The sequence below is a fragment of the Bacteroides sp. D20 genome, assembly GCF_003436255.1.
GTDB lineage: Bacteria > Bacteroidota > Bacteroidia > Bacteroidales > Bacteroidaceae > Bacteroides > Bacteroides uniformis.
Genome location: NZ_QSOO01000006.1, coordinates 148,071 through 164,997 on the forward strand (window position 1 = coordinate 148,071; position 16,927 = coordinate 164,997).

Here is a 16,927-nt window from a genome sequence, read left to right on the forward strand (position 1 = left end):
GAGTGGAGTTTGAGGCTATATATAGGGAATATTGGAGTAAGGTGTTCCGTCTGTGTATGGGATATGTGAATGATTATGGTCTGGCCCAGGATATGGCTCAGGAGACATTTGTTGCCGTTTGGCAGAAACTGTCGTCATTCAGAAATGAGGCAGCAGTCGGTACTTGGATTTTTCGTATTGCCACCAATCGCTGTCTTCGTCAGTTGGAACGGCAGAGCCGCATGGTTCCGGTTACTCTCTCGACCGACCTGCCCGAAGAAGAAAGGACGGGTATCGGTCTGCGGCTTCGTCTGTTGTACAAACTCATTGCCGAACTTCCGGAGATGGACCGCATCCTCATTTCACTCGAATTGGAAGATGTCAGGCAGGCAGAGATTGCCCGAATCACTGGTCTGTCTGAAGGTAATGTCCGGGTGAGGATTCATCGAATCAAAGCATTGTTGACAAAGAAAATAAGAGCGTATGAAGAGTGACATAGATATAAAAGAATTGTGGCGGAAACAGGCTGTCCCATTTGCCGACTGTTCCGGATTATTCAAGGAGGTAAATCACTTCAAGAGAAAGAAGGTTCTTGAACTGATAGTGCTTAATGCGGTTTTATGGATGACCATCTGCTTTGTTGCGTTTGTCTGGATATACTTTAAGCCGCAATTGTTGGTTACGAAGATAGGGATTCTTTTGACAATCGTGGCTATGGGCACTGTTGCTGTGTTCACTCATAAGATGATTCCCTTGTATAGAATTGTGGATGAGGAGCAATCCAACCGGGAGTATCTGAATGAGTTACTTGCCGTGAGGCGTAAGGAGAACTTTATGCAAACCAAGCTGATGAACTTTTATTTCATCTCGTTGTCTGTAGGAATAGGACTTTATATGTACGAGCATATTCAGGAGAGTTCACTACAGTTCAGGGTCGTTGCCTATTCGGTTTTCCTTCTGTGGGTTGGTTTGAACTGGTTTGTTTTTCGTCCCCGAATTATCCGGAGGAACAGACAGAGACTTGATAGTTTGATTGTCCGGGTGGAGAGGATCAAGACGCAAATAGATGAACTTTAGGGTATTGAATTGCCCAAAAATCCCTTTTTGAAGCTTGCACTCTCTGCTGAATAGAGAAGTGCGGGTTTCGGGAGAGTGGAAATGGGCAATATTTTTCAGACAGAAGAACAAAAGAACATATTTATTTCCTCTCTTTTGTCTTTTTGTTCTTCTGTCTGAAAAATAAATCTGCATCATCTGCGTCTGAAAAATGGTGTATAGTCTGTTCCAATACACCCGTTTTTAGCATAAGATGTCATTTGGGAATCGTTGAGAATCCCAGTTTCTCCAGTCCTTTCTGCACATCCGGATGACTCATGAAGAGCTTCCACAGCAGCCCCGACCGGTAATTCTCAATCATCACGGCTATCGGGCCCTGGTCGATGGCGAGGTAGCGTCGGGGATACCAGTTGTCCGTCTGGCTGAAGGCATCATAGAAGCCATAGGGTCCGAAGACTTTATCGCCCATCTCGTAGAGATGCCGCATCACCTGCAGCGACTGTTCCGGGGTATAGACGATGGATGACAAGGCGGCAGTTGGAGAGATGACTCCCTGGTCGTCGCGTTCGTTGGGAGCGTGGGCGGCATATCCGTTGACGGAGTAGCTGGCTGTCAGTCCCCAGCAGTCGGGCCCGAAACCTTTGTAGTGCTTGGGGTTGCGGACACAGTAGGCACGGTTCACAAGCGTCAGGTTACGCATCTCGTCGAAGTAGTTGGCGCAGTATTCATCCTTCAGCCCGATGGGGTCGAGGCCGAGGAACGAGTATTGTGCCCAGAAGAGCGGTCCGGCTTCTGTGCCTTGATAGCGCAGATGCAACTCGATATTCTCCACTTTATGAGGGTCTACAATGGCCCCGTTCTGCGCCCAGCCCTCGTGATAGACTGCTGCAGGCACGCCGTGGGTAGGCGAGGCGGCGGCAAGGATATACATGATGAGGCATTCGTTGTAACCGTGTACGGGAAAGTTCATTTCCCAACCGTATTCCGGACTCCAGTGCCAATAGAGCACGTTCTGGCCGTTCTGGCGGTAGAAGTTCCAGTCCACTTCGCGCCACAGCTTGTCGATGCGGGCGGCGAGGGCTTGCTCGGCGGGCGAACCGTCGATGTAGTACTGGTGGACGGAGAGCAGCGCCTGCATGATGAAGGCTGTTTCTACCAGGTCGCCGCCATTGTCTTTCTGCCCGAAGGGTTTCACCTTGCCCGTATCGCCATACCACCAGTGTGGGTAGGCACCGTGGAAACGGTCAGCGGTTTCGAGGAAGGAGACGATTTTCTCCATTCGTTCCAGCCCTTCCTGGCGGGTGACATAGCCGCGGTCTATACCGGCAAGTATGGCCATGATGCCGAAGCCGCTTCCGCCGGACGTGATTACGTTCTGGTCGTTCTCCGGATAGACACCGTCCATGTGGATGCGTTCGCGTGCCAGTCCGCTGTTGGGCTCGGCACCTTCCCAGAAGTAGTTGAAGGTGCGACGCTGCACGGTGTCCATCAGGGCATCGTCGCTCAGCCGGTCTTCTTTGGCGGCGGGGCTTTTGCATTGCGTGAAACCGAGCAACAGCAGGAACAATAATAAACTGTATTGTATTTTCATTGTACCAATGCTTACTTGTTTTTTTATCATTTACTTATCTATATTCATTGCACGGTCAATTCAACAAGTATAGGACAGTGGTCAGAAAGATAGCTGTTCTCTGGTTTGTCTTGGATAACGCGGTAGCGGTCTATCTTTGCGCCTTTGGTCACGAAGACATAGTCCAGCAGTACGCGTTCCTCCACCGGCAGGCGGCCGAAGTCATGGAAAGACCAGGACGGGCCGTAGGTGACGGCAGCTGTCTTTGCAGCATTTTCCATTCCTCCCTTTTCCAGCGTTTGCAGAGGTTCTTCACCAGGCGTACAGTTAAAGTCACCGGTGATGATGGCGGGCATGCCCGGTGCTATCTCCTTGATTTTGTCGAGAATGAGTTGCACGCCCTCTTTGCGGGCTGTCTTTCCGTCGTTGTCCAGATGGGTGTTGAAATATACAAACTTTTGTCCGTTGTTCTTTTCCTGCAGTATCGCCCAGGTGGTGACACGGTTGTAGGAAGCGTCCCAGCCCTTGATGCCGATAGTTTCGGGTTGCTCGCTGAGGGAGAAATTACCGTATTCCACCAGTGTAAATCGGTCGGTCCGGAAGAATATCGGGCAGTATTCGCCTGCTTCCTTGCCGTCGTCGCGCCCCACACCGAGTGCTGTGTATTGCGGCAGCCCGCGTTTTAGGTCTTCCATTTGGTTGTGAAGCACTTCCTGCATGCCCAGCAAGTCGGGGCTGTAGTAGGCTATCATACGGCAGGCGTCACCCTTGCGGTAATTCCAGTTGTTTACACTGTCCGAAGGAATATCCAGGCGGACATTGAACGTCATCACTTCCAGCGGCTGTCCGTTCTGTGCGGAGGGCTGGCTCTTGCAGCTGCCAAGGAGCAGAATGCTGCAAAAACAAAGGAGTAAAGTAGTATATCTCATGTTTTCTTGTTTTTAGAGTGCAATATTAAATATTTTATTTTATTTCAGTGTCAGTCGGGCTGTCTTTTCTGCCTGGCTGCTGCCACCTATCATCACATCGAAATCTCCCGGCTCGGCCACGTGGTTGAGGTCGTAGTCGTAGAAGCGGAGCAGCTCAGGGGTAATCTTGAAGGATACGGTCTTACTTTCGCCCGCTTTCAGGAACACCTTTTCAAAGCCTTTCAGCTCGCGTACGGGGCGGGTAATGCTGCCTACGAGGTCGCGGATATAGAGCTGCACGACTTCTGCGCCGTCACGCTTACCGGTATTGGTCACGGTGACTACGGCAGTGGTGGAGCCATTTTGTCCCATGACCGGGGTACTGAGGGCGATGTCGCTGTACTGGAAAGTGGTGTATGAGAGTCCGTATCCGAAGGGATACAGCGGTTCATTGTCCACATCCAGATAGTTGCTGCGGAACTTCTCGAACCAATTGCCGGCAGCCAGCGGGCGACCGGTATTCTTGTGGTTATAGAATAAAGGTATCTGCCCCACGTTCTTCGGGAAAGTCATGGTCAGCTTACCGCTTGGGTTCACGTCGCCGAACAGTACGTCGCCGATGGCGTATGCCGCTTCACTGCCACCGAACCATACGTTCAAGATAGCGGGCACATGTTCCTGCTCCCAGGTGAGCGTCAGCGGCCGGCCGGTGAAGAGGGTTAGTACAACGGGCTTTCCGGTCTTCAGCAAGGCTTCCAGCAGGGTGCGTTGCACGTCGGGGATATCGAGGTCGGTACGGCTGGAGCTTTCACCGCTCATTTCGGAAGACTCGCCCAGGGCGGCTACAATCACGTCGGCACCGGAGGCCACCTTCAAAGCTTCGTCCAGCAGTTCCTTATCCGTACGGTTGTCCCGGCCCAGCGATCGGCCGAATAGGGTGGCGCGTTCCTCGTAGGCTACATCACCGATGAGGTTGCTGCCTTTGGCGTAGGTGATGTTCACCCGGCCGGCTGTCATTTCTTTCAATCCTTCGTACAGAGAGGGATAGTCGTCCAGGCGTGCGGCAACACTCCAGGTACCGGGCATGTTGCTGCGGGTATTGCCCAGGGGGCCGATGACGGCGACGGTGCCTTGCTTCTCCAAAGGAAGGACGGGACGAGAAGACTTCTTGCCTTGTCCCTCAAAAGGTTCGTTTTTCAGCAGCACAAAGCTTTCGGCGGCAATCCGGCGTGCGGCGTCGCGGTGCTCGCGCGTGAAGATGTCGCGTGCGGGACGGCTGAGGTCGCAGTATTTGTAAGGGTCATCGAACAGCCCTAACTTGTATTTCGCTTCAAGGATGCGGCGGCAGGCTGCATCCAGCGTCTTCATGGTTATTTTGCCTTCGGTGAGCGACTTTTTCAACGTGCCCACGAAACCTTCGCTCACCATATCCATGTCCACACCGGCGTTGAGCGCACGAGCGGAAACGGTCTGCAGGTTGCCGATTCCGTGTTCCACCATTTCGGAGATACCGGTAAAGTCGGTCACCACAAAACCGTTGAAGCCCCATTGTTTGCGCAGCACGTTTGTCATCAGCCAGCGGTTGGCGGTGGCGGGCACGCCGTCCACTTCGTTGAAGGAGGCCATCACACTACCCACTCCGGCGCGGACGGCTGCTTCATAGGGGTACATGTATTCGTTGAACATGCGGTTGCGGCTCATGTCTACGGTGTTGTAGTCGCGTCCGGCTTCTCCGGCACCGTACAGTGCGAAGTGCTTGACGCATGCCATGATTTCGTCGTTCCGTGTCAGTTGGTCGTTCAGGTCTTTTCCCTGATACCCCAACACCATGGCGCGGGCGATGGCGCCTCCGAGGAACGGGTCTTCGCCCGAACCTTCGGATACACGTCCCCAGCGCGGGTCACGACTGATGTCCACCATCGGGCTGAAGGTCCATGAGATGCCGTCGGCACTGGCTTCGATGGCGGCGATGCGGGCAGACTGCCCGATGGCTGCCATGTCCCACGTGCAGGAGAGGCCGAGGGGGATGGGGAAGATGGTCTCATAGCCATGTATCACATCCATGCCGAACAGCAGGGGGATGCCCAGGCGGGAGTTCTCTACGGCCAGTTTCTGTACGTCGCGTATCTTGGCCACTCCTTTCAGATTGAAAAGCCCTCCCACGAGCCCCTGCTCAATCTTCTTGGCCACGTCGCTGCTCTTTGCCTGACCGGTGGTGATTTCTCCGGTCACGGGCAGGTTGAGCTGGCCGATTTTCTCTTCCACAGTCATCCGGCGCATCAGTGCGTCGATGAAGCGGTCCATGTCCTGCGGAGACTTCTGCGCCTGCACGGTGACGCCTATTAAAGCGGTCGCGAGCAGCAGACTTGTTCTCTTGAAAATTTTCTTCATATTCATATTGAATTAATTGTTTGTAAGTATGTTCCCTTCATTGTTTTTAGATTGCCGTCACTCTATTGCAGTAGTGCTATGACTTCTTTGCAACGGTGCTGCAATTTCTCTGCAGTGATACTGCAAACGGTTTGCAGCGCTACTGCAACTGCTTTGCAGCGACACTGCAACTGTTGTGCAGTGCTACTGCAACACCTTTGCAGTGCCACTGCAAAAAGTTTGCAGCTCTTTGCAGTAGCAATGCTTTGATTGCAAGTAAGTTATGAAACAGACCTTTTGCCATTGATTGGGCCGGCTGTTTCCTTTGGCCGGGTATCAATAGTCGGGGTTCTGCACCAGTACTCCGTTCGATTTGTCTATCTCTGTCTGGGGCAGAGGCAGCAGCGCATTCTTGTCCTGGTAATTCTTTCCGGCAGCTTGCAGCACTTCTTTGGCAATGCCCCAGCGCACGAGGTCGTAGAAGCGGTCGGGTTCCAGTGCCAGCTCTACGCGGCGTTCGTGGCGAATGGCGTCACGCAGCACAGACTGGCTGGCAGATTCTACCTTCGGAAGCACGTCTGCCAGTGTGCCGCGGGCATGGGCGCGTACTTGTTCCAGATACCCGGCGGCTTCGCCCGTTAGCCCTTTCTCGTTGGCGGCTTCGGCAGCCATCAGTAACACGTCCGGGTAGCGGATGAGGCGGATGTTTACCCAGAAACCCATGCGGGTGTACTTGCGGCGCAGTGTCGGGTCCGTGTAGGCCTTCTTGTTGAAGTAGGCACCCATGGCGGTGGATACGGGTGACTCGCCATAAGGCTGGTTGGTATTCTCCGGTGTGATGGGCTCGTCCGTGCTGCGGCGGAAGTAGAGCAATGTGGCGTTCCGGCGCGGGTCGCCCGGTTCAAAAGCTTCTCCCATCAGTTTGGTGGCCATGTGCCAGCCCCATCCCAGGTCCCACTCGCCGGCTCCGCGCACCCCTTGCACCTGGCAGAACTGGCTGCCGATGCTGGCGTCCTCTTTCATGGCATCGGTGGCTTCGCATTGCAGTTCGAAGATGCTCTCACCGCAATTCTCCCCTTCTACGGTGAAGACTTTGTCGACCGGTGTATTCAGGTTGTAGATGCCCGATTTTATCACTTCGGTGGAGGCTGTGTACATATTGTCCCAATCGTTTCGCATCATATAGGTGCGTGCGTGCAGGGAGCGTGCGGCGCCCCAGGTCAGCCGTCCCGTGTAGTCGCTGTCCCACCGCAGGGGCAGGCATTCTTCGGCTTCGGTCAGGTCTTTGTCAATCTGTTCGTATATCTTTTCCGCCGTGGTCTTGGGCACGTTGGCATCGGAGGCTTCCACTACCTTGATGGTGACCAGCGGCACTTCGCCAAAGGCGCGTACCAGGTTGAAGTAGCACCAGGCACGGAAGAAGAGCGCTTCGCCGCGGTTGCGGATGGCTTCGGTGTCGTCCTTGTGTCCGCTCTTCTCAATGTCGTCCAGGATTTCGTTGCACTGGTAGATGATTTTGTAGTTCTGTCCCCAATAGGCGCTGAGCGGCCCGTTGGAGGCAGTGTATTCGAAGTCGTCCCACATGGCGGCCTCGTTGCTGCCGTCGCCGGCGTCACTGCCTTTCTCGGAGTCTTCGCTGCGCACCATGTGCACCATAAAAGCTGGAATACCGGCAGTGATGTCGTACGAGCGCATCAGGTAGTAGACGTTGAATATCTTCCCGCCTACAAGGGCGTTGGGAGAGTCATCTTCCGTGAACTGCCCCAGCGGATCGCGGTCCAGGAAGTCGTTGCAGGATGTCAGTGAGAGGGCTGTTGCACCCACCAGCAATGTAAATATGTATTTTATCAGTTTCATAAATTTATATTTTTCATTCCCCGTTCCCTTTGAAGGAGTCGGGGGAGGTTTGAAGTTACTCTTTCTTATTTAGGGGAGGGCTTTTAGAACGTCAGATTAAATCCGAACGTATAAATCGCCGGCATCGGATAACTGCCGTCGTCCACCCCGAAAGCGATGGCCGAGCCGCCCAGTTCCGGGGTATATCCGGTGTTGTGCTTCCAGGTCTTCAGGTTCTGTATGTTCACGTAGAGCTTCAGTGCCTGCATGCCTATCTTCGAAATCAGCGCCTTGTCGAAGTTGTACGCCAGCGACACGTTGCGGATGCGGAAGAAGGAGCCGTCCTCTATGTAATACTCGGAGTTCAGATTGTTGATGGTATGCTTGGTGTTCAGCAGTGGCTGGGTGTTGCTGGTCCCTTCGCCGTGCCAGCGGTCCATGCGTTGCTCCATGAAGTTGAACTGGCTCCAGTTGTAGTTGTCCCACGTGCGGTAAATCTGATTGCCGCCCTGCCCCATCATGTCAACGGCAAGCTCCCAGTTCTTGTAACCCAGTCCGAGCGTGAAGCCGTAGGTGATGTCGGGGGTGGGGTTACCAATCATCGTACGGTCTGCCGTGGTGATTTCTCCGTCACCGTTCACGTCGCGGAATTTCAGGTCGCCCGGGGTGACGGTTGCCAGTGTGTTCTTGGGAGAGTGCTCAATCTCCTCCTGGGTCTGGTAGACGCCTTCCACCTTGTAGCCGTAGAAGTAGCCGATGGGGTATCCTGCCATTGTGTAGCTCTGCTGCTTGTCTCCGGCTATGATGGAGTAGCCTTCCTGCACGAGGCTCAGTACCTTGTTCTTGATGGTGGCAAGGTTCATCCCCACGTTGTAGTTCCAGTCGCCTATCCGGTCGCGCCAGCTCAGGGCCAGCTCTACGCCCGAATTCTCGATGGAGCCGAGATTGCCGATACCCGGTACGGTTCCGGAGATGCCCGGCACTTCGGCCAGCAGGTCTTTGGTTTTCTTCTTGTAGTACACGCCTTCAAAGTGCAGGCGGTTGCGGAGGAAGTTGGCTTCTGCACCGGCTTCCCAGGCTTCCACCTTCTCCCAGCGCAGTTTGGGGTTGGGCAGGTAGGCAAGCTGGTAGCCCGGATAGATGGCGGACGGGGTGCCGAACACGGCAGAGTAGGCATTCGTCAGTAACGGTTCGGCGGGATAGGCGCGGTCCAGGTTTTGGTTACCCAGTGTGCCCCATGAGCCTTTCAGTTTCAGCATGTCCAGCCAGGTGATGTCCTTCATCCATGCCTCCTCGCTCATCAGCCAGCCCAGGCCGACGGAGTAGAAGTTCTGCCATTGGTTGCCGGTGTAGGAAAAGGCGGAAGAGCCGTCCCGGCGGTAGGAGCCGTTGAACAGGTACTTGCCCTTGTAGTTGTAGAGGATACGTGCCAGTACGGACACGGTGGAACGTTCCCACTGCGTGCTGCCGTTGGTGGCGGTGGCTGCGTCACCGATGCTGACGTACCATTTGTCGGGATTGTCCGGAATGACCAGGCCTACCCCTTGGGTACGGGCGCCGTTCAGATTCTCGAGCTTGTTGTAGTAGGTAGTAAAACCGGCGGTGGCCGTCAGGCTGTGGTCGCCCCAGGAGTTGGTGTAGGTCAGCAGATAGTCGCTCTGTACCTTCATTTCAGTCTCTTTGGCTTGGGACACTCCGGTCTTGCCGTTGCCCAGCGTGGCTATGTCTCCTTCGACGCTTGCGTCATATACCTGGATAACCGGGGTGTATGTCCGTGTGCTGTTCGAGGCATAGTCCAGGGAGAACATGGCCTTGAACTGGAAGTGTTTTAGGAAATCCCATTGACCGTACACGTTGCCCGAGCCACGGTAGTTCTCGGCTTTCGTGGTATTCGCCTTCAGGTCCACGTCCACCATCGGGTTGTTCATCTGCGCCTTCTGGAATCCGGGCAGTGAAGTGTAGAGGCCGTACTCGGAGTTGAATACATGCGCCACCGGAGCTGCGCGCAGGGCTGTAGCCACACTCTTCGTGTCGGCGGGCAGCATGCGTGCCCCGTTGAATTGGAAACCTACCTTGAGGTTGTCCGTCACTTTATAGTCGTTGCTGATGTTCAGCGTGATTTTGCTGTACTTCTCGTGCTTGATGTTGCCTTGCTCGTAAGCATAGCCCGCACCGAGATAGAAGCTGTTCTTGTCCGAGGCACCCGTGATGCTGATGTTGTTGTTGGTGATGAACCCAGTCTGGAAGATTTCATCCTGCCAGTTGGTGTTTCCCGTCCAGTCCGAGAAGTTGTATTCCGGGTTGCCTTCATTCCTCAACTGTTCGTTGTACAGCAGTTTGAAGCCTTCGGCATCCGTCAGTGCAATTTTGTCGGTGATGGACTTGAAACCGAACGAGCCGTTGATATTGACGCGTGTCTGTCCCTCTTTCGCCTTCTTGGTGGTGATGATAATCACGCCGTTGGCACCGCGCACACCGAAGATGGCGAGCGACGACGGGTCTTTCAGTATCTCCATGGATTCGATGTCCTGCGGATTCAGGAAGTTGATGTTGTCGTTGAACAGTCCGTCCACCACATAGAGTGGCTTGTAGCCGTTGATGGAGTTTGTTCCGCGTACACGGATTTCCGGGTCGGAGCCTGCCTTGCCGGAGTTTATCACCTGCACGCCGGCAATCTTTCCTTGCAGTGCGGATACGGGGTTGACCACCGGCTTGTTGGCGATTTCGTCGCCTTTAATGTTGGTGATGGAGCCCGTAAGGTCTCGCTTCTTGGCGCTGCCATAACCGATGACAACGGTTTCGGCCAGCATCTGCGAGTCGTCTTTCATCTGGACGTTGATTACCGACTGGCTGCCTACCTTGACAGCTTGCTTCACCATGCCTACATAGGAAAAATCCAATGTGTTCTCCGGGGTGGCCTGGATGGAGTACCGGCCGTCTATGTCGGTAATCACGCCATTGGAGGTTCCCTGCACCAATACGGTGGCACCAATCAGCGGGTCACCCAGGGCATCGGTCACGGTACCGGTTACTGTTTTCTCCTGCGCCGATGCAGCGACACTTGCCAGCAGGCACACCGTCAGAAATAGGTTTCTCAGTCTTCCGGTTTTCTTCTTGGGAAGGTTTAGGTTCTTCTTCATTACATTGATTTTTTAGTGGATAAATCATTCAGTTTCTCCTCTGAACAATCAAAATGCAAAAAAGATTTGGTGACGGTGTTAAAAAAGGGCAGCCCGGTTTTCGCGGACTGCCCTCTTACCTAAAAGCAAAACTATACCTATTTCAACTCAAAACTCGTAGTCTTTACATCGCGGCTGTTGGGTCCAATCATTACATGGAACTCGCCGGGTTCGTATACATACTGTATGTCGTAGTTGTAGAACTTCAGCAATTCGGGGGTAATGGTGAAGGTCACCTGCTTGCTTTCGCCTTTTTTCAGGTGGATGCGCTCGAAGCCTTTCAGCTCTTTCACGGGGCGGGTAATGCTGCCCACCAAGTCGCGGATATAGAGCTGTACGATTTCATCTGCATCGTAGTTACCCGTATTGGTTACGGTTACGGAAGCGGTCAGCTTGCCGTCCGCATTCAGTTGCTTGGAGCTGAGCGTGATGTCACTGTACTGGAAGGTGGTGTAGCTCAAGCCATAGCCGAAAGGATACAGCGGGTCGTTGCTCACATCCAGGTAGTTGCTGCGGAACTTCTCGAACCATTTGCCTTCTTTCAGAGGACGGCCGGTATTCTTGTGGTTGTATGCCATAGGCAACTGGCCCACATTCTGCGGGAAAGTGGTGGTCAGCTTACCGCTGGGGCAAACGTCTCCGAACACTACGTCGGCAATGGCGTCTGCAGCTTCACTACCTCCGAACCATACATTCAGGATGGCAGGAACATTTTCATTCTCCCAAGTCAGCACTACGGGACGTCCGGAGAACAATACCAATACTACGGGTTTGCCCGTTTTCAGCAATGCTTCCAGCAGGTGGCGCTGTGCGTCCGGCATTTCCAGTTCGGAACGGCTACTGCTCTCACCACTCATCTCGGAGGACTCGCCGAGGGCGGCTACAATGACATCGGCTTGTGCGGCTACTTTCAGGGCTTCGTCCAGCAGTTCTTGGTCATTGCCACGGGGCAGTTCACGGCCGAACATCGTGGCGCGTGTCTGGTAGTCGGCATCGTACATCAGGTTGCTGCCTTGTGCATAGAGAATGTTGGCCTTGGAGCCGACAGAATTCTTGAAACCTTCCAGCAGGGTGCTGTATTTGTCTGCTGTGGCTGCCACACTCCAAGTGCCCGGCATGTTGGCACGGGTGTTGGCAAGCGGGCCAATCAAGGCGATATTGCCTTTGCGTTGCAAGGGCAGCAGATTGTCCTGGTTCTTCAGCAGTACGAATGTCTCTGTGGCAATCTGGCGGGCGATGGAACGGTGTTCGGGAGTGAACACTTCTTTTTCGGCACGCTTCACGTCGCAGTATTTATACGGATTGGCAAACAGTCCCAGCTTGTATTTGGCTTCTAGGATGCGTCGGCAGGCTTTGTCAATGTCGGCCTCAGTCACTTTGCCTTCTTTCAGGGATTTTTCCAGTGTGCCGATAAATCCGTCGGCTACCATGTCCATGTCTGTTCCGGCGGTCAAGGCACGTGCGGATACTTCCTGCAGGTCGCCGATTCCGTGGTCTATCATTTCGGAGATGGCTGTATAGTCTGTCACCACGAAGCCGTCGAAGCCCCATTGGTTGCGCAGTACGTCGGTCAGCAGCCAGTGGTTGGCAGTGGCGGGTACTCCGTCAATTTCATTGAAGGAGGTCATTGCGCTACCCACACCGGCTTCTACGGCAGCCTTGTAGGGAGGGAAGTATTCGTTGAACATACGGTTGCGGCTCATATCCACCGTGTTGTAGTCGCGGCCGGCTTCTCCGGCACCATACAGTGCGAAGTGCTTTACGCAAGCCATTATCTCGTTGTTGGCACTCATATCCTTGCCCTGATAACCGCGAATCATGGCTTGTGCAATGGCTGAACCCAGGAAGGGGTCTTCACCGTTGCCTTCTGATACACGTCCCCAACGGGCATCGCGGCAGATGTCCACCATCGGGCTGAACGTCCAGCAGATACCGTCTGCACTCGACTCAATGGCGGCGATACGGGCCGATTTCTCTATAGCCTCCATGTCCCAACTGCACGAGAGTGCCAAGGGGATGGGGAATACCGTTTCGTAACCGTGAATCACGTCCATACCGAACAGCAAGGGGATGCCCAGGCGGCTGTTCTCTACGGCAAGTTTCTGCACTTCGCGGATGTTCTTCACGCCTTTCAGGTTGAACAGACCTCCGACTTCACCGTTGCGGATTTTACCGGCAACGTCGCTGCTCTTGGCTTGTCCGGTGACGATGTTTCCCGTTACCGGCAGGTTGAGCTGACCGATTTTCTCGTGCAGCGTCATTTTGCCCATCAGCTCCGTAATGAATTTATCCATCTCCTGCGGATTGCCTTGGGATGTGTTTTCTTTGGGCGTTGCCGTCACGGTGAGGGCAGAGAAAGCCAAGGCTGCTAATAATGTGTATTTCTTCATATGATATAATTTTGATTATCCCCTCCGGCCCCCTGAAGGGGGAGGGGAATAGTGATATAGAAATTCAACTTAAGCTTAGCTGCTCCATCATGTCGCATACTAACTTCAATCGTAAATCCCTAAGCCTTAAATCCCAGCTTCTGCAATCCTTCCTGAACCTCGGGACAGCTCATGAAGAGTTTCCACAACAAGCCGGAACGATAGTTCTCAATCATCGGGGCAATGGTGCATTGGTCGATGGCAAGATAGCGGGGTACCGTCCAGTCACTTCCCTCGGAGAAGGCATCGTAGAATCCGTACTTGCCCCAAATCCAGTCGCCTTTGGAATAGAAATACTTCAGTGCACGCATGGATTCCTCCGGTGTGTAGGGAAAACTGGACAAGGCTGCTGTCGGTGTGATGACACCATGGTCGTTGTCGCCCGGGCAGTGGGCTGCATAGCCTTTGGTAGAGTAGCTGGCGGTCAGTCCCCAGCAGTCCTCGCCGTAACCTTTGTATTGTTTGGGATTCTCCACGCAGTAGCGGTAGTTGGAGAGGGCATGGTTGCGCACCACGTTCCAGTAGTTGGCATAGCGGTCGCTCAGGTTGCGCGGGTCCAGACCGATGTGCGAGTATTGTGCCCAGAACAAGGGACCGCCCAGTTTCTCGGCTCCGTTGTGTTTCAATTCCAAAGGCAGGCCGTAGGGGGCAGAGTCGGACTTGATGCCGCCGCCGCGTGCCCAGCCGTTGTGGTAGGCTGAAGCCGGAACGGGATAAGTGGGGGAGGAGGCTGCGAGCACATACACAATCAATGCTTCGTTGTAGCCTTCCAGCGGGAAGTTCATTTCCCAGTTGTATTCGGGAGACCAGTGCCAGTAGATGACATCCTTGCCATTCTGATACCAGCTGAACTCCATCTCTTTCCACAATTGGTCAATCTTCTCTACCAGCGCCTTTTCCTGCTCGTTGCCGTCGCGGAAGTATTGGCGTACGCAAAGCAAGCTTTGCATCAGGAAGCAGCTTTCCACCAAGTCTCCGCCGTTATCTTTTTGTCCGAAAGGTTTCACCTTGCCGGTAGGGCCGTACAACCAATGGGGCCATACGCCGTGGAAGCGGTCGGCGCGTTTCAGGTAATCGGCAATCTTGGTCAGGCGCTTCACGCCTTCTTCCCTGGGGATGAAGCCGCGTTCGATGCCTACCAGCAGTCCGGCTATACCAAATCCGCTGCCGCCGGTGGTGACAACATTCTGGTCCTTTTCGGGATAATCCCCATCCAGGTGGATGCGTTCGCGTGCCAGTCCGGAGGTCGGTTCCGCACCGTCCCACATGTAGTTCAAATGTACCTTCTGGATGTAATCAAGCATTTCGTCATCCGAAGCGAATGATTCGGGACGTACTTCCTCTGTGTCGGGCTTTTCCTCTTTTCCGTTCTCTTTCCCGTTTTCCTTCAAGTCGGAAGAGCAGGATGCACAGCCCGCCAATGTGGAAATCAGGAACAAAGCCAGCACATGTATCATTATTGGTTTTTTCATATCTTTATTTCTTGTGTTTAATTTTTTGTCATCTTGCACAATGGCGAACGGCCGTTTTCGTTCAGCGCCTCGATAGTGAAGTAATAGTCCGTGTCCGCATCCAGTCCGCGGAAGTCATATTCCGTCTGTCCCAGTACCGTGATGGCATTGTACATCTTGCCTTCGGCGGTGCCGTAGTAGATGTTGTAGCCATAGGCGCTTGCTTCGGGTTGCCAGGAGATAAGGGCATTCCGGCGGTCTTTCCTGTCACGTTTCACAGTCAGTCCTTTCACGGCTTGCGGGACATCGCCGTCACCGTTCCCGAAGACGCGGAAGCCGGACAAGGCGACATTTCCCGTAGGCATGTGCACATTCTCGTATTTCAGATAACGGGCACGCAACGGCTCGTTGAGCTCGATGTAGTCGTGCGGACAATCCTTGTCACTGTCGCTCTTGTCTATGACCAATGTCCATTCTTTTCCGTCTTCGGAAGCAAAAATACGGTATTGGTGATAAATATCCATGGCACGGTTGTATTGAACCGCTTTATGGTCGTAGAAGTTCAACTGCACGGCACGTACATTCTTTGTACTGCCCAGGTCTATCCCGGCCCATTCGCCGGGGTTGCCGGAACGGGCTGCCCAGTAGGTGCGCATACTTTCGTCCGTCAGGTTGGAAGCTGCATGGATGCTATCCGTAGATGATACCTCCACCGGTTTGCCGTAGGACAGAAGCATCCATCCCGTGAAACGCTCTGCAGGGTTCTTTACGTCCATCGGTTCTGCCCAGTTGGGATAATCGCCGAAGGCAGTAGACGAATACATGACACCATCCTTGTCGAAAGCCACCGGATAAAGACCGATGCGGCGTTCGAACTTGTACTTCAGGGAGAGCATGCAGGTGGCCACGTGCCAGTAATTGCCTTTCACGTCGCAGAACGTGCCTCCATGACCGGCACCTTGCACATAACCGCCCGGCTTGTAGCACATCGGGTTATGCTTCTGGTAGACAAACGGGCCCAGCGGGGAATCCGAAACATATACGCCATCGGCATAGACTTTGAATTCAGTGCCCGGAGCACCATATTGGAAATAATATTTGCCATTGTGTTTGGTCATGTAAGCGCCCTCTGTGAATGGGCGGAGCGTCACCTCGTCATCGTTGTTCATTCCGAAACGTTCCCAGCCGTGTTCTTCCGGGCGGAGCATCATCACGTCGTGAATCTTGCTGATGGGATAGAAATCATTCCGGTCCAGTTCCACCGCCTTTAGCGGATATTCATTGCTGGAGCCATAATACATATACAGTCTGCCGTCATCGTCCAGAAACATGCAGGGGTCCCATGTGGGAAGCACATTCTTTTCGATGGCACGTTTGAAACGTCCCGTTTTGGGGTGTGTGCTGTACCACACGGCAAGGCCTTCGTAGGTGGAGCCGGTATAGAACAGCGTGTCACCGCTTACATAGGCTGCCGGCGCGCACTGGTCGTCGTCCGTAGGCTTGCGTTGGAAGCCGGCAGGAACGAAATCCCAATCCACCAGGTTCCTGGAATAGTGAAAACCGCCCTGGTTGGTGGAGAACAGAAAGTATTCTCCCTTGTATTCCACCGCCATCGGGTCGGCAGAGGAACGGAACGAACCGTTGGGACGCACATTGTTGTTGAAAGGCTCGAAGTTATAACTGATGTTCATCGGATTGCAGAAGGTGCGCGACAGAGGCGCCTGCGGGTCATACCACCGGGTCGCCTGGGCGGGACGGCGGATTGCGGTTGCCTTGTGTACCTCTTCTTCCATCACTACCTCAATATCGGTTTCATCCAGTGCCAGGATTCTGTTCACTATCTTTTTCCCGGGATAGTAGACATACAGGTGCACGTCGTTCTTCGCTCCTTTGATGGCAAAGCTGCCGTCGTGGGCAGTGGTATTGTGCATGGGACTTGCGAAGAACATGACTGTGGCGCCTGCGAGTGGCTGGCGGTTGGTGTCCAGTACGTGTCCTTTTACGATACGGTCTTGGGTTACAGTGATGTAATAGTCACTGACTTGCCCCTTCACCACTTTGATGGAATCGTCAGGGGTTGCCTTTGCCGCCAGAGCGGCAAAGGCTATTCCACAACTGATTAGGAATCTTTTTACCATATTGGAGCGGA

Annotated in this window: 10 protein-coding genes; 2 read left to right on the forward strand and 8 right to left on the reverse strand. The window is 53.8% G+C overall.

The annotated features are described in order from the left end of the window. Positions 1-2 precede the first annotated feature (2 nt). Both DXD78_RS08400 and DXD78_RS08405 read left to right on the forward strand, forming a co-directional pair. Positions 3-473, forward strand: a complete 471-nt coding sequence (locus tag DXD78_RS08400; RefSeq protein ID WP_009037716.1) for an RNA polymerase sigma factor — start codon at positions 3-5, stop codon at positions 471-473. After that, a complete protein-coding gene (locus DXD78_RS08405; RefSeq protein WP_009037717.1) occupies positions 463-1,056 on the forward strand; it encodes a hypothetical protein in 594 nt (197 codons plus the stop codon). The genes DXD78_RS08400 and DXD78_RS08405 overlap by 11 nt, the downstream gene beginning before the upstream one ends. 235 nt (positions 1,057-1,291) lie before the next feature. Here DXD78_RS08405 and DXD78_RS08410 read toward each other — a convergent pair whose 3' ends face one another. From DXD78_RS08410 to DXD78_RS08445, 8 genes are all read right to left on the reverse strand, one after another. After that, positions 1,292-2,626: a glucoamylase family protein gene (locus tag DXD78_RS08410; RefSeq protein ID WP_034529401.1), complete on the reverse strand. Its 1,335-nt coding sequence runs from the start codon at positions 2,624-2,626 to the stop codon at positions 1,292-1,294. A 44-nt stretch (positions 2,627-2,670) separates the two neighbouring features. Continuing rightward, positions 2,671-3,534, reverse strand: coding sequence for an endonuclease/exonuclease/phosphatase family protein (locus DXD78_RS08415; RefSeq protein WP_034529271.1), 864 nt, complete (start codon positions 3,532-3,534; stop codon positions 2,671-2,673). Between the two features lie 39 nt (positions 3,535-3,573). Continuing rightward, positions 3,574-5,904, reverse strand: coding sequence for a beta-glucosidase BglX (bglX, locus tag DXD78_RS08420; RefSeq protein ID WP_034529404.1), 2,331 nt, complete (start codon positions 5,902-5,904; stop codon positions 3,574-3,576). 315 nt (positions 5,905-6,219) lie between these two features. After that, positions 6,220-7,740, reverse strand: coding sequence for a RagB/SusD family nutrient uptake outer membrane protein (locus DXD78_RS08425; protein WP_009037721.1), 1,521 nt, complete (start codon positions 7,738-7,740; stop codon positions 6,220-6,222). Between the two features lie 83 nt (positions 7,741-7,823). Next, a complete protein-coding gene (locus DXD78_RS08430; RefSeq protein WP_009037722.1) occupies positions 7,824-10,859 on the reverse strand; it encodes a TonB-dependent receptor in 3,036 nt (1,011 codons plus the stop codon). Positions 10,860-10,996: 137 nt separating this feature from the next. Further along, positions 10,997-13,288: a beta-glucosidase BglX gene (gene bglX, locus DXD78_RS08435; protein WP_005830329.1), complete on the reverse strand. Its 2,292-nt coding sequence runs from the start codon at positions 13,286-13,288 to the stop codon at positions 10,997-10,999. 119 nt (positions 13,289-13,407) lie between these two features. After that, complete coding sequence (locus tag DXD78_RS08440) at positions 13,408-14,799, reverse strand: glucoamylase family protein (protein ID WP_034529406.1); 1,392 nt, start codon at positions 14,797-14,799, stop codon at positions 13,408-13,410. 17 nt (positions 14,800-14,816) lie between these two features. Next, on the reverse strand, positions 14,817-16,916 hold the full coding sequence (locus DXD78_RS08445; protein ID WP_009037724.1) for a family 43 glycosylhydrolase: 2,100 nt from the start codon (positions 16,914-16,916) through the stop codon (positions 14,817-14,819). Positions 16,917-16,927 lie beyond the last annotated feature (11 nt).

Coding starts and splice junctions, on each gene's coding strand:
- DXD78_RS08405 (WP_009037717.1), top strand. CDS start 463: ATGAAGAGTGACATAGATATAAAAGAATTGTGGCGGAAACAGGCTGTC.
- DXD78_RS08410 (WP_034529401.1), bottom strand. CDS start 2,626: ATGAAAATACAATACAGTTTATTATTGTTCCTGCTGTTGCTCGGTTTC.
- DXD78_RS08415 (WP_034529271.1), bottom strand. CDS start 3,534: ATGAGATATACTACTTTACTCCTTTGTTTTTGCAGCATTCTGCTCCTT.
- bglX (WP_034529404.1), bottom strand. CDS start 5,904: ATGAAGAAAATTTTCAAGAGAACAAGTCTGCTGCTCGCGACCGCTTTA.
- DXD78_RS08425 (WP_009037721.1), bottom strand. CDS start 7,740: ATGAAACTGATAAAATACATATTTACATTGCTGGTGGGTGCAACAGCC.
- DXD78_RS08430 (WP_009037722.1), bottom strand. CDS start 10,859: ATGAAGAAGAACCTAAACCTTCCCAAGAAGAAAACCGGAAGACTGAGA.
- bglX (WP_005830329.1), bottom strand. CDS start 13,288: ATGAAGAAATACACATTATTAGCAGCCTTGGCTTTCTCTGCCCTCACC.
- DXD78_RS08440 (WP_034529406.1), bottom strand. CDS start 14,799: ATGAAAAAACCAATAATGATACATGTGCTGGCTTTGTTCCTGATTTCC.
- DXD78_RS08445 (WP_009037724.1), bottom strand. CDS start 16,916: ATGGTAAAAAGATTCCTAATCAGTTGTGGAATAGCCTTTGCCGCTCTG.